Here is a 12,795-nt window from a genome sequence, read left to right on the forward strand (position 1 = left end):
GCTCGGCCGAAAGGCCGACCCAAGGGTAGACCAAGGGCCGGGACCCAGGTGAAACCCTCCGCTCTCGCCAGATGAATCTGGGTCCCGGCCTTCGCCGGGATGAGCGGAGTTTTTTGGAATTCCACCGATGACCCAACCCGTGAGACACTTCGTCGACCTCTGGCGGCTCTCCGGCGCCGACCTGCGCGCCATCCTGGATGACGCCGCCGCCCGTAAGGCCGCCCGCCGCGGCTGGACACAGGGCCGCGTGGATCCCGACGCCCCGGCCTCGGAACGCACCCTGGCGATGATCTTCCAGAAGAACTCGACCCGCACCCGCTTCTCCTTCGACGCGGCCATGCGCCAGCTGGGCGGCGACACGATCATCTCGACGTCCGCCGACATGCAGCTCGGTCGTGGGGAAAGCATCGAGGACACCGCCAAGGTGCTCTCGCGGATGGTGGACGCCATCATGATCCGCGCCAACAGCCACGAAGACGTGGAGCGGCTGGCCTTCGCCTCGACCGTCCCGGTGATCAACGGCCTCAGCGACAAGGGCCATCCCTGCCAGATCCTGGCCGACCTGATGACCTTCGAGGAGCATCGCGGGCCGGTGGCCGGCAAGACCCTGGCCTGGGTGGGCGATGGCAACAATGTCTGCGCCAGCTTCATCCACGCCGCGCCCAAGCTGGGCTTCCGGCTGAAGATCGCCAGCCCCGCCATCTACCATCCCGACCTGATGGACCTGGCCCGCGCCCAGTCCGAGCAGGGCCAGGTAGAGGCCACCGACGACCCGCGCGCCGCCGTCGAGGGCGCCGACTGCGTCATGACCGACACCTGGGTCTCCATGGGCGACACCGACCACGACGAGCGCCTCGAGGCTCTCGAGCCCTACCAGGTCGACGAGAAGCTGATGTCCCTGGCCGCGCCGGAGAGCGTGTTCCTGCACTGCCTGCCGGCCCACCGCGGCGAGGAGGTGACCGACGCGGTCATCGACGGTCCGCGCAGCCTGATCTGGGACGAGGCCGAGAACCGCATCCACGCGCAGAAGTCGATCCTGGCCTGGTGCTTCGGGAAGATCGGGTAGCCCTCTCGTCGGTTGGCGAGGCGGAACGCCGCGCTCGCAAACGAGGGCTCGTCGCCCTATATCCCCGCACCATGCCGAACTCGCCGCTGCCCATCGCCCCCGATGACCTCGTCGCCCCGTTCCAGATCGAGGGCGAGACCGTGCGCGGCCGCCTGGTCCGTCTGGGTCCCGCGGTCGACACGATCCTCAGGGCCCACGCCTATCCGGAGGCCGTGGCCAACCTGTTGGGCGAGGCCTGCGCGCTGGCGGGCCTGGTCGGGTCGAGCCTGAAGTTCGAGGGCCGGCTGATCATCCAGGCCCAGGGCGACGGCCCCGTGCGCTACGTGGTGGCCGACTACGACACCTCCGGCGCCCTGCGCGGCTATTGCCGCTTCGACCCCGAGGCGGTCGCCGAGGCGGCCACGGGCTTCATCCGTCCAGGCGCCAAGACTCTGCTGGGCGGCGGGGTGTTCATCATGACCGTGGACCAGGGCGCGGACATGGACCGCTACCAGGGCGTGACCCCCATCGAGGGCGAGACCCTGGCGCTCTGCGCCGAGCAGTACTTCGCCCAGTCCGAGCAGACGCCCACCCGTGTGCGCCTGGCGGTGGGCCAGGCCGACGCGGGGGAGGGGCCTCACTGGCGGGCCGGCGGCATGCTGATCCAGAACATCGCCGAGGACGAGGCGCGCGGCTCCCACGGCGAAGCGTGGCGCCGCACCCAGGCATTCTTCGAGACCATCGGCGAGGACGAGCTGCTGGACCCGACCATCTCGGCCGAGACCCTGCTGTTCCGCCTGTTCCATGAAGACGGCGTGCGGGTGTTCGAGCCCAAGGCTCTCCAGGCCTTCTGCCGCTGCTCGCAGACGCGCATCGAGGGCGTGCTGCGATCCTTCGGCGCCGAGGAACAGGCCGATATGGTCGAGCCCGACGGCAAGATCCGGGTGACCTGCGAATACTGCTCCACCGTCTATGTGGTGGAGCCCGAGGCGATCGCCGCGGCCTAGCCCGTTTCTGCCCTAGGAAGGCGGCGCGAGGGGTTCGCCCTTCGAGAACGCCACCCGCCAGGTGCGGACTTCGCCGACGAACAGGCCGGCGGTTATGGCCGGGTCGGCGGCCATGACGGCCTTGGCCTCGTCCAGGCCGGCGGCGCGCAGCAGGATGACCCCCCCGTCGACCAGCGGGGCGTCGCCCTCGGTGTTGACGGTGGGCCCGGCGGCCAGCATCCGGCCCTCGGCGAACAGCTTCCGCATATAGATGCCGTGCGGGCCCATGGGCTGCTCGCGCAGGGGTTTGCCGACCAGCCAGGCGGGGCCGGTCCTGTAGTGGATCACATAGACGGTCGGGATCGCGGCGGTCGACTTGGCGGGCGCTTGGGCGTCCTGGGCCAGGGCGGGGCCGGCGGCGACGGCAAGGATCATGGCGGCGAGCGCGAGCCTCATGGCGGGCTCCAGGGTTTCAGGCGTCGAGGTGGTCGGCGCTATGGGGGAAGCTGCGCTTTAGAGTTGGTTCCTCATTTGACGGAATGAAGGCGGGCGGAGGGGCCAGATGCGCCACAGCCCCTCAAGGCCCTCGCGGCGCCATCCGCTCTGGCCTGGGGCCGCGACCGGCGCCAGGGTGACCCGGCGCGGGAGGCGGCTGTGGAAGATCGTGAGCTCGAAGACTTGGCCGTCGTGGCGCCGGCCCTGCTCCAGGCCCTGGAGGCGCTGGGCTTCGTCGCCCGCTATCTGAACCCGCCGGACTTGCCGCAGGTCATGCAGGCCGTGGAGGGGCGGGACGCCGATCTGCGCGCCTCTCTTGGCCGCCTGGCCTCCTGGCCCGAGAGCCTGGCCCAGCTTCGTGGTCCGCTGCAAACCGCCGGGGCCGAGGCCCTGGCCGCCTTCGACGAGTTCGGCGAAGCGGGTGACCTGCGGGCGATCTTTCGCGCCCTGCGCCACCCGCCGCGCGCCCAGGAGGCGCTCTATCCCCTGGCCGCCGTCCTGCCTCCGGTCAGCCGCTTCTTCCTGGAGCCGGCGATGCGGGCCGACGCCGGGCTTCAGGCGCGCTTCGCCCAGGCGCCGCCGCGTGCCGACACCGGCGTCATGCATGTGGACAACGCGCCCGGCTCGCGCGGCGGTTTCTCCATGTACGTGCCCGAAACCTACACGCCGGATGTCGCCTGGCCGCTGGTGGTCGCCCTGCACGGCGGCAGCGGCAATGGCCGCGCCTTCCTGTGGAGCTGGCTGCGCGACGCCCGCAGCCACGGCGCCATCCTGGTCGCCCCGACCGCCGTCGGGGGGACCTGGGCCCTGGCGGGTGCCGACCTCGACACCCCGAACCTTAATCGGATCGTCGATGGCGTGCGCGGCCAGTGGAACATCGATCCAGCCCGCCTGCTGCTGACCGGCCTGAGCGACGGGGGCACCTTCAGCTACGTGACCGGCCTTGAGCCGCACTCGCCCTTCACCCACCTGGCTCCGATCGCCGCCTCGTTCCATCCGATGATCGCCCAGATGGCCGACCCCGGCCGGATCGCGGGCCTGCCGATCCATCTGGCGCATGGAGAGCTCGACTGGATGTTCCCCATCGACGTCGCCCGGCAGGCGTACGAGGCCCTGTCGGCGGCCGGCGCGGCGGTGACCTATCGCGAGATCGCCGATCTCAGCCACACCTACCCCCGGGAGCTGAACCCGGAAATCCTGGACTGGCTGAGGGCTACGCCGCGTCCAGCGCCCGGCTGACGTCCCGGACCAGGTCGCCCGAGCCTTCCAGCCCGACACTCATCCGCACCCAGCCCTCGGTCAGGCCGATCTCCAGGCGCTGTTCCTCCGGCATTGATCGGTGGGTGGTGGTCGAGGGATGGGTCGCCATCGACTTGGCGTCGCCGAGATTGTTGGAGATGTCGATGATGGCGAGGGTGTCCAGGAACCGCCAGGCCGCTTCACGCGAACCGAGATCGAAGGCCACCACATTGCCGCCGCCGCTCATCTGGTTGGCGATGATCGCCGCCTGGGGGTGGTCGGGCCGGCCCGGATAGATCACCCGCTTGGCCTTGGAATGGGCGGCGATGGCGTCGGCCACCTTGCCGGCGTTCTCGGTCTGGCGGCGGACCCGCAGTTCCAGGGTCTCCAGGCCTTTCAGCAGGACCCAGGAATTGAACGGAGAGAGCGCGGGGCCGGTATGGCGCAGGATGTCCTTGTAGGCCTCGGTCATCAGCGGCTCGGCGCCCAGGATCGCCCCGCCCAGCACCCGGCCCTGGCCGTCGATGTGCTTGGTGGCCGAATAGACGACGATGTCGGCGCCCAGCGCCAGGGGCTTCTGGAAGATCGGAGTGGCGAAGACATTGTCCACCACCAGCTTGGCCCCGGCGGCGTGGGCCACGTCGGCCACCGCGCCGATGGCGGTCACCTCCAGCAGCGGGTTGGCCGGGCTCTCCACCAGGAAGGCCCTGGTGTTGGGCCGCACGGCGTTCTTCCAGGCCTCGATGTCCGTGGCGTCGACGAAGGTCACCTCGACCCCGAAGCGCGGCAGCCACTCCGAGACGATCCAGCGGCAGGATCCGAACATGGCGCGCGCAGCCACCACGTGGTCGCCGGCCCGGACCAGACCCTGCAGGGCCACGTGCACCGCGGCCATGCCCGACGCCGTGGCGCGGCAGGTCTCGGCGCCCTCCAGCAGGGCCAGCCGGTCCTCGAACATCTGGGTCGTGGGGTTGCCGAACCGCTGGTAGATGAAGCCTGGGTCCTCGCCCGAGAAGCGCTTGTCGGCCGCGCTGGCGCTCTCGTAGGCGAAGCTCTGGGTGAGGAAGATCGCCTCGGAGATCTCCCCATAGGGCGAGCGGGCCATGCCGCCACGCACCAGCTTGGTTTCCTGCTGCCAGTCGCGCGGATCTTCGGCCATGGAGGTCTCCAGTTCAGATGGGGCAGGGCCTTCTACCCGGCGAAAACGGCGCCCGCCACAGCGGAAAAACTGTCGCGACCCCCAGGCGAACGTGGTCTGCGCCTTGCCAGACTCGTACCGGGCGGCGAGTGTCGCCCCGATGACCGACACCCCATCCAAGGACGCCGCCGGCATCCTGCCCTGCCAATCCATCGACGACCTGATCGCCCGCGGGGCGATCACGTCCGTCCACCCCTTCGACCATGATCAGGTCCAGCCGGCGAGCCTGGACCTGCGGCTCGGCGCGCGCGCCTGGCGGGTGCGGGCTTCCTTCCTGCCCGGCCTCGGCCGCACGGTGCCCCAACGCATCGCCGACGTCGCCATGCATGAGCTGGATCTGACCCGGGGCGCGGTGCTCGAGCGCGGCTGCGTCTATATCGCCGAGCTGCAGGAGAGCCTGGCCCTGCCGCCGGGCGTCTCCGCGCGGGCCAATCCCAAGAGCTCCACCGGCCGGGTCGACGTGTTCGTGCGGCTGCTGACCAACAATTCGGTCGCCTTCGACGATGTGGCCGAGGGCTATGCCGGCCCGACCTATATCGAGGTCGCGCCCCAGACCTTCTCCATCCTGGTGCGCACCAACACCCGGCTGAACCAGTTGCGCCTGAAGCGGGGCGCGCCGCCCAAGCTCTCGATCCGCAGCGTGGGCGTCGAGCTCTCCGACCTGACCGATGGCATCGCCGGTTTCCGCGCCCGCCGTCACGCCGGCGTGGTCGACATGGACCATGTGGACGGCCACGACCCGAAGGACTTCTGGGAGCCGCTGTACCCTCGCCGCGGCGAGCTGCTGCTGGATCCCGGCGAGTTCTACATCCTGGCCTCCAAGGAGGCCGTCGAGATCCCGGTGCTGCAGGCCGCCGAGATGACCCCCATCGACCCCTCGGTCGGCGAGTTCCGCGTCCACTACGCCGGCTTCTTCGATCCGGGCTTCGGCACCGAGGAGGCCAAGGCCGTCGGCTCCAAGGGGGTGCTGGAGGTCCGCAGCCACGAGACCCCCTTCCTGCTGGAGGACGGCCAGACGGTCGCGCGCCTGGTCTACGAACCGCTGACCGAGAAGCCCACCCGGCTCTACGGCGACCAGGGGTCGCACTACCAGCGCCAGGGTTTGAAGCTTTCAAAGCACTTCAAGGCCTGGTCGTAGCTTTCAGTCCCAGGGAGGGGCTGTGGGGCGTCGACGCCTAGGCCGCCGCTTCTTCCCGTCGGTAGATCGAACGCTTCGGCGCCGCCAGCACCCGCCGCAGCATCGGCTCGAAGGCCTCCAGCGGCATCGACTCGTAGGCCGGGTCGAAGCTGTTCTGGTCGTACTGGTGGCAGAACTGGGCGGTGTATTCGAAGTCCGGGTGTCCGCGGTATTGGTCGCGCATGTCCCGGTCCAGGCCGAGATAGTGGAAGAAGTAGTAGCCCTGGAAGATGCCGTGCTTGTCCATCATCCAGAAGTTCCGCTCCGAGACGTAGGGCTTCATGATGATGGCCCCGATCTCGGCGTGGTTGGACGGGCCCAGGATATCGCCGATGTCGTGCATGAGGGCGCAGACGACGTATTCCTCGTCACGGCCGTCCTTGAAGGCGCGGGTGGCGGTCTGCAGGGAGTGCTCCAGCCGGGTTACGGCGAAACCGCCGCTGTCGGCCTCCAGCATCTTCAGATGCGCCAGCATCCGGTCGGGCAGTTCGTTGCGATAGGGCGCGCCGGCCCGGCCGATGGCCATCCAGTCCTCGAGGGTGCCCTCGGTCATGGCGTGGAACTTGGCGCTGCCGGCGTCGTCGGCCATGGCTGTCTCCCTGGATTATCGTTGTTCAGGCCATGGTGCGGCGAGGGCGCGCGAAGGTCAACGACCGCGGCCGGCCCAGATCGACCTTGAGCCCCCCGCAAGGAGCCGCTAGACAACCCCCACCCCGCAAGGGGCGCGCGGGCGTAGCTCAGGGGTAGAGCGTCAGCTTCCCAAGCTGAATGTCGTGGGTTCGAATCCCATCGCCCGCTCCATGTTTTCAATGACTTGGGTTCGTCATCCCCTCAGGATTTTCTCCATCGCCTTTCCCTTGGCGAGTTCGTCGATGAGCTTGTCCAGGTAACGTATCTCCCGCATCAGCGGCTCGACGATGTCCTCGACGCGAACGCCGCAGACCACGCCCCTTATGTCGGCCCGGGCGGGGTGCAGGCGGGGCGCCTGGGCGAAAAAGGTCTCGAAGTCCGACTTCTGCGCAAGGTGGGCGTCGAGCTGCGCCTGGCTCAAGCCGGTCAGCCAGAGAATGATCTCATCGACCTCGGCCTTGGTGCGCCCCTTCCTTTCCGCCTTGGCGACATAGAGCGGATAGACGCTGGCGAAGCTGGTCCCGTAGATTCGATGCTTGGTCATCACGATCTGATCCGCCTGGTTCTGGATGCGCTCATTCGTGCCTCAGCGCGTCTATGGGATCCAGTCGGGCGGCGCGCCGGGCCGGGAAGTAGCCGAAGATGACGCCGACCGTGGCCGAGATGCTGAAGGCCATGAGGTTCGTCAGGGGGTCGAATATGAGCGGGACGTGCATCACCTGAGCCAGGATCGCCGTGGCGATCACCGCGACGACCAGGCCGAGCAGGCCGCCGATCACCGAGAGCGTCACCGCCTCGATGAGGAACTGCAGCAAGACATCGCCTTCCAGCGCCCCGATCGCGAGCCGCACCCCGATTTCGCGGGTGCGCTCGGTGACCGACACCAGCATCACGTTCATGATGCCGATGCCGCCGACGACCAGGCTGACCGCGGCCACCGCCGCCAGCAGGGCGGTCATCACCTTGGTGGTCCCTGTGGCCGCCTCCGCGATCTGGCGGGTGTCGAGGACGTTGAAATCGTCGTCCTCGTTGCGGCCGATGCGCCGGCGCTCGCGGAGCAACTCCGCGAGCTGCGACTTCACCCGATCCCCCGAGGCCTCGTCGGCGACCGCGATGGCGATGCTGCCGATGTCCTGGGAGCCCGTGAGCCGCCGCTGCACGGTTCGCAGCGGAAGCAGGATGACGTCGTCCTGGTCCTGACCCATGGCGGCCTGGCCCTTGGCCTTGAGCAGTCCGATCACCTCGCAACTGAACTGCCGCACGCGCAGGCGGGTCCCGACGGGATTGCGCTCGCGGTAGAGCTCTTTCCGCACGGTCTGGCCCAGGACGCACACGGCGCGGCCGGCCTCCTCCTCCGCCTCGTTGAAGATGCGCCCGGAGGCCAGCTCGAGCTTTCGGGCGGCGAAGTATGGCCGGTTGGCGCCCACAGCGCTGGTGGACCAGTTTTCGGCGCCGAAGACCGCGACCACGCCCGTGGTCTCGAACCCGGAGACCGCGCTCAGGCCGGGCAGCCGGCTCACCGCCTCCACGTCGGCCGCGCGGAACGGCGGCGCCCGGGTCCCGCCCCCGCCGCCTGGCCCCAACCTCTGACCGGGCCGGACCATCAGCAGGTTGCTGCCAAGGCTGGCGATCTGGTCCGAGACAGCCTGGGTGGCGCCGGCGCCCACATTGACCATGGTGATCACCGCCGCCACGCCGATGACAACGCCCAGGACGGTGAGCATCGAGCGCGCGATGTTCCGGCGGATCGCCGAGAGGGCCAACCTGAGCGCGCTCCAGAACATCAGGCCGCCGCCGCCCGCGGTGCGTCCGACTGAATGCGGCCATCGACAAACCGGACGATGCGATGCGCATAGGCCGCCATGTCGGGCTCGTGGGTGACCATCAGGATGGTGATGCCCCGGTCCTCGTTCAGGGACCGGAGCAGGGCCATGATCTCATTGCCCTTCTCGCTGTCGAGATTGCCCGTCGGTTCGTCGGCGAGCAGGACGGTGGGATTGGTGACGATCGCGCGAGCGATCGCAACGCGCTGCTGCTGGCCCCCGGAGAGCTGGGCGGGCGTGTGCTTTTCCCACCCGGAGAGCCCGACCAGGGCCAGGGTCTCGCGCGCCAGGCGCCGGCGCTCCGCGGTCGCCACGCGCCGGTACATCAGGGGAAGCTCGACGTTCTCGAGGGCGCTGGTGCGGGGGAGCAGATTGTAGCCCTGGAATACGAAGCCGAGCCGCCAGCGTCGCAGGAGGGCCCTCTGGCGGCGGGTGAGCTGCTCCACGGCCACGCCCTGGAACCGGTAGGATCCGCTGGTGGGCGTATCGAGGCAGCCCATGATGTTCATCGCCGTCGACTTGCCGGAGCCGCTCGGCCCCATGATGGCCAGGAACTCGCCGTCCTGGACGGTGAGGTCGACGCCCCGCAGGGCCTGGAAAGCGGCCGCCCCCGAGCCGAAAGTCCTGGTGACGCCCACCAGTTCGACGAGGGGGGGCGCGGAGCCTGTCACGGCGCGTCTCCGCCGCCCCCGACGATGACCGGCATCCCGGCTCGCAGGTTGGCGCCGCGCACCTCGGACATCCGCCCATTCGAGGCCCCCACCGAGACGGGAATCCGCACGGGGCTTCCGTCCTGCAGCTCCCAGATCTGGCTGCCGTTCGACTGGCGCTGGGCGCCGCCGCCGCGCGGCATCCGCGGCGCGAGGGCGCTGGCCAGGCCGGTGGGCCGCGTGCTGGCGCGAGGCGGGCTGAACCTCAGCGCCTGTTCGGGAACGAGGAAGACGTCCTCACGGCGCTCGGTGATGATCTCCGCGGTGGCGGTCATGCCGGGGCGGAGGCGGAGATCGGTGTTGTCCACCGCCAGCAGGGCCGTGTAGGTCACGACGCCCTCCTTGGTCTGGGAGCCCAGCCCGACGCGCGTCACCCGTCCCTTGAAGGTTCGGCCTGGGTAGGCGTCGACGGTGAAGGTCGCCGACTGCCCCTCTTGGACGCCCGCCACCTCGGCCTCGTCGATGTCCACCTCGAGATTCATCCGGCGGAGGTCTTCGGCCAGCACGAACAGCACAGGAGCCTGGAGCGACGCTGCGACCGTCTGGCCGGGTTCTACCCGCCGGTCCAGGATCACGCCACCGATCGGTGAGCGTATGGCGGACTTGGCGAGATTGGTGCGGTTGGTCCGGAGCGTCGCCTCTGACTGGCGGAGCAATGCCGCGGCCGAGGCGGCGCTAGCGAGCGCACGCTCCGCCGTGGCCTCGGCGGCGTCCACATCCGCGCGCGCCGGATAGCCGCCGGCGGAGCCCTTCCAGAGGCGCCGTATGCGGTCGTTTCTGAGTCCGGTCTCGCGGACGGTCGCCTGCGCCTCCCGCAGGCGCGCCTGTGCGGCCGACACCGCGGCTTCGCTCCCTACGATCTGATCCTGCAGACGGGAGGGATCCAGCCGCGCCAGCACCTGTCCCGCGCCCACCACGTCGTTATCGTCGACCAGGACGCGCTCGATCGTCCCCGATAGTTCGCTGCCTATCTCGACCTGGTTGAGCGGGGCCAAGGTCCCGGTCGCCGAGACGCTGGCCACCAGGTCGCCCCGCGCCAGGGGCTCGGTCTGGAAGCGGGGTGCGCTTGCCGGGGTCATCCTGCTCCACAGGACGACGGCGGCCGCGGCTGCAACGGCGACAAGCATTGCTACGGCGACGATGCGCCTAATCTTCGGCCCTCGCCGCCGCGGGCCACCGAGAATTTCCTCCAGGCTCCGGTCCGAGGCCCGCCCCTTGCCCGTGGAGGGCGCCGCTCCTGGCGTGGCGGGCGCTTCGATTTGCGGCCCCGAAGGCGTGCTGGCAGTAGACGTGACCGACATCGCTTCTGTATGGCCGACACGGCCGCTCTCACCTTGATCGCCATCAATAACGGCGGGGCGGTTGGGCGTTGCGTACCGGGCATCAAAGGAAATCGGCAAGCGCCCAGGCGCCTTTCCGTCCCGGCCACCGCAAGCTTTCTCATCCGTCCAACAGAAAACCGCTGATTGCGGCGGGCGGCGCGACGCGCTCTTTAGCGCGCAACGAAACACGGGATGGGAGACGTCACATGGCGAACGAAAACACGGGCCTGCAGCTGCGTTCACTGGTCAAGGCGAGCGGCGAGCTGGAGCTATCGCTGGCGCGGGTGGCGATCCCCGAACCCGCCGCCGACGAGGTCCTGGTCCGGGTCGAGGGCGCGCCCATCAACCCTTCCGACCTCGGCCTGCTGCTGGGCGCCGCCGACATGTCCACCGCCGTCGCGAGCGGGACGGCCGAGCAGCCGGTGCTCACCGCCAAGATCCCGGAGGCCTACATGCGCGCCATGGCCGGACGCCTCGACGAGTCGATGCCGGTCGGCAATGAGGGCGCCGGAGTGGTCATCAAGGCCGGGGCAGACGCCCAACACCTGCTGGGCAAGACCGTCGCCATGCTGGGCGGCGCCATGTACGCGGAATACCGCTGCCTGAAGGCCGCCGACGTCCTGGTCCTGCCGCCGGGCGCCACGGCCGCCGACGGCGCCTCGTGCTTCGTCAACCCGCTCACCGCGCTCGGCATGGTCGAGACCATGCGCCGCGAGGGCCACACCGCGCTGGTTCACACGGCCGCCGCCTCCAACCTCGGCCAGATGCTGAACAAGATATGCCTCGCCGAGGGGGTGGGCCTGGTCAATGTCGTGCGCAGCCCGGCACAGGCGGCGATCCTCCAGGCCATCGGCGCCAAGTACGTGGTCGACTCCAGCGCGCCCGGCTTCATGGAGGACCTGATCAAGGCCCTGGTCGCCACGGGCGCGACCCTGGCCTTCGACGCCATCGGCGGCGGCAAGCTGGCCGGCCAGATCCTCAGCGGCATGGAGGCGGCCGCCAACCAGACCGCCACGACCTACAGCCGCTACGGCTCATCGGTCCACAAGCAGGTCTATATCTATGGCGGCCTCGACACCCGGCCCACCGAGCTCAATCGCGGCTTCGGCATGGCCTGGGGGCTTGGCGGGTGGCTGCTGACCCCGTTCCTGATGAAGATCGGTCCCGAGGCGGCCCAGAAGCTGCGCGAGCGAGTCGCCGCCGAACTGAAGACCACCTTCGCCAGCCACTACTCGCATGAGGTGTCCCTGGCCGAGGCCCTCAACCCGGACATCATCGCCGCCTACAATCGGCGTGCAACCGGAGAGAAGTACCTGATCAACCCTAGCAAGCGCTAGCACGTCGGGGGCCGGCTTTCGGGGCGCAATTCCGGTGTCGGCCTCCCGACATATTGACGCAGTTCGGCGCGGCGGCGGTCGCCCGACTCGGCCGCGTCCTGACCGCAAACCCAAGCTCGCAAAGGCTTGGCTGTAACGGGTTTGACAATATGTCAAGATCGTGGCGCGGCAGTGCGACGAACCGCCCCAAGGCGGCGGTTGGAATCGGGAGTTAGGGTTCGGCGACCTTCAGCCACCCCCACCTAGCTTCAAGGTTCCGATGCCGAACAACTTGACGCAAGGCGAGGCCTTGCCCTCCCGCACCCACACCGACGCGCGCCCCGCTGGAGCGGGCATTTGAGTCTGCCTCCCCACCTCGAGCCGCGCCGGCCGCGGCTTCGCGAGCTCGAGGACGAGCTCGGCAAGGCGCGGGCGCAGATCGACGTCCTGCTGACCCAGCTGCGCGCCGTGCATATCGAGGCGATCGAGGTGGCCCCCTGGATGGTGGGCTTGCGCCCGCAGGAGATCGCGATCATCGCCGCGCTCAAGGGCGCCTTTCCCCGTCTGTTGGACGTCTATTCGCTCGACGAGGCCCTGCCGCGTCTGGACGACGTCGCCGACCGCACCCTGTCGGGCGTGCACGTGGTCATCCACGGTATTCGCCGGAAGCTGGGAGCCGAGGTGATCGAGACGGTTCGCGGCTTCGGATGGCGGCTGTCGGTCGAGTTCGCGGCCCGCCTGAAGACCCTGGAGAACAGCCGCTCGTTCGACCCGCCCCAGCCCCAGGCCATGCCCCAGGCCCAGGCCGCGCGCCAGTCCAAGGCCGCCCGGGGCTGAAGCCGTCACACGCGGAA

The 12,795-nt window shown here is 69.4% G+C and carries 13 protein-coding genes and 1 tRNA gene; 7 read left to right on the forward strand and 7 right to left on the reverse strand.

Going from position 1 to position 12,795, the window contains the following annotated elements; genetic code table 11:
• Positions 1 to 127 precede the first annotated feature (127 nt).
• Both argF and M9M90_RS04425 read left to right on the forward strand, forming a co-directional pair.
• The gene (argF, locus tag M9M90_RS04420) at positions 128 to 1,066 is read left to right on the forward strand and encodes an ornithine carbamoyltransferase (RefSeq protein WP_254835957.1); all 939 of its coding nucleotides are present in this window, start codon (positions 128 to 130) and stop codon (positions 1,064 to 1,066) included.
• A 71-nt stretch (positions 1,067 to 1,137) separates the two neighbouring features.
• Positions 1,138 to 2,052, forward strand: a complete 915-nt coding sequence (locus tag M9M90_RS04425) for an Hsp33 family molecular chaperone (RefSeq protein WP_254835958.1) — start codon at positions 1,138 to 1,140, stop codon at positions 2,050 to 2,052.
• 12 nt (positions 2,053 to 2,064) lie between these two features.
• On the opposite strand, the gene M9M90_RS04430 is transcribed toward M9M90_RS04425, so the two are convergent.
• Positions 2,065 to 2,487: a YciI family protein gene (locus M9M90_RS04430; RefSeq protein WP_254835959.1), complete on the reverse strand. Its 423-nt coding sequence runs from the start codon at positions 2,485 to 2,487 to the stop codon at positions 2,065 to 2,067.
• 198 nt (positions 2,488 to 2,685) lie between these two features.
• On the opposite strand from M9M90_RS04430, the gene M9M90_RS04435 reads away from it, so the two are divergent.
• The gene (locus M9M90_RS04435) at positions 2,686 to 3,765 is read left to right on the forward strand and encodes a hypothetical protein (RefSeq protein ID WP_254835960.1); all 1,080 of its coding nucleotides are present in this window, start codon (positions 2,686 to 2,688) and stop codon (positions 3,763 to 3,765) included.
• Here the strand turns inward: M9M90_RS04435 and metZ are convergent.
• On the reverse strand, positions 3,740 to 4,924 hold the full coding sequence (gene metZ, locus M9M90_RS04440) for an O-succinylhomoserine sulfhydrylase (protein WP_254835961.1): 1,185 nt from the start codon (positions 4,922 to 4,924) through the stop codon (positions 3,740 to 3,742). The two genes, M9M90_RS04435 and metZ, sit on opposite strands and share 26 nt — an antisense overlap.
• 139 nt (positions 4,925 to 5,063) lie before the next feature.
• Between metZ and M9M90_RS04445 the strand changes: the two genes are divergently transcribed.
• Positions 5,064 to 6,101 (forward strand): 2'-deoxycytidine 5'-triphosphate deaminase, encoded by a 1,038-nt coding sequence (locus tag M9M90_RS04445; RefSeq protein ID WP_254835962.1) that lies wholly within the window; start codon positions 5,064 to 5,066, stop codon positions 6,099 to 6,101.
• A 37-nt stretch (positions 6,102 to 6,138) separates the two neighbouring features.
• Here the strand turns inward: M9M90_RS04445 and M9M90_RS04450 are convergent, their stop codons facing one another.
• Positions 6,139 to 6,729, reverse strand: coding sequence for an HD domain-containing protein (locus M9M90_RS04450; protein ID WP_254835963.1), 591 nt, complete (start codon positions 6,727 to 6,729; stop codon positions 6,139 to 6,141).
• Between the two features lie 137 nt (positions 6,730 to 6,866).
• On the opposite strand from M9M90_RS04450, the gene M9M90_RS04455 reads away from it, so the two are divergent.
• Positions 6,867 to 6,941: transfer RNA gene (locus tag M9M90_RS04455), tRNA-Gly, on the forward strand.
• Between the two features lie 22 nt (positions 6,942 to 6,963).
• Here the strand turns inward: M9M90_RS04455 and M9M90_RS04460 are convergent.
• The 4 genes from M9M90_RS04460 to M9M90_RS04475 are packed head-to-tail and all read right to left on the reverse strand — an operon-like array spanning position 6,964 to position 10,382.
• Positions 6,964 to 7,314, reverse strand: coding sequence for a DUF2200 domain-containing protein (locus tag M9M90_RS04460; RefSeq protein ID WP_254835964.1), 351 nt, complete (start codon positions 7,312 to 7,314; stop codon positions 6,964 to 6,966).
• 31 nt (positions 7,315 to 7,345) lie between these two features.
• Positions 7,346 to 8,554: an ABC transporter permease gene (locus tag M9M90_RS04465; RefSeq protein ID WP_254835965.1), complete on the reverse strand. Its 1,209-nt coding sequence runs from the start codon at positions 8,552 to 8,554 to the stop codon at positions 7,346 to 7,348.
• Positions 8,554 to 9,264, reverse strand: a complete 711-nt coding sequence (locus tag M9M90_RS04470; protein WP_254835966.1) for an ABC transporter ATP-binding protein — start codon at positions 9,262 to 9,264, stop codon at positions 8,554 to 8,556. Before M9M90_RS04470 ends, M9M90_RS04465 begins: the two co-directional genes overlap by 1 nt.
• On the reverse strand, positions 9,261 to 10,382 hold the full coding sequence (locus M9M90_RS04475; protein WP_254835967.1) for an efflux RND transporter periplasmic adaptor subunit: 1,122 nt from the start codon (positions 10,380 to 10,382) through the stop codon (positions 9,261 to 9,263). The genes M9M90_RS04470 and M9M90_RS04475 overlap by 4 nt, the downstream gene beginning before the upstream one ends.
• A gap of 449 nt (positions 10,383 to 10,831) precedes the next feature.
• Between M9M90_RS04475 and M9M90_RS04480 the strand changes: the two genes are divergently transcribed.
• Together M9M90_RS04480 and M9M90_RS04485 are read left to right on the forward strand one after the other, a co-directional pair.
• Positions 10,832 to 11,962 carry a zinc-binding dehydrogenase gene (locus M9M90_RS04480; protein ID WP_254835968.1) on the forward strand — a complete coding sequence of 377 codons (1,131 nt, stop codon included), beginning with the start codon at positions 10,832 to 10,834 and terminating at the stop codon, positions 11,960 to 11,962.
• Between the two features lie 336 nt (positions 11,963 to 12,298).
• Positions 12,299 to 12,778 (forward strand): hypothetical protein, encoded by a 480-nt coding sequence (locus M9M90_RS04485; protein ID WP_254835969.1) that lies wholly within the window; start codon positions 12,299 to 12,301, stop codon positions 12,776 to 12,778.
• Positions 12,779 to 12,795: the final 17 nt, after the last annotated feature.

Source organism: Phenylobacterium sp. LH3H17 (assembly GCF_024298925.1).
Taxonomy (GTDB): Bacteria; Pseudomonadota; Alphaproteobacteria; order Caulobacterales; family Caulobacteraceae; genus Phenylobacterium.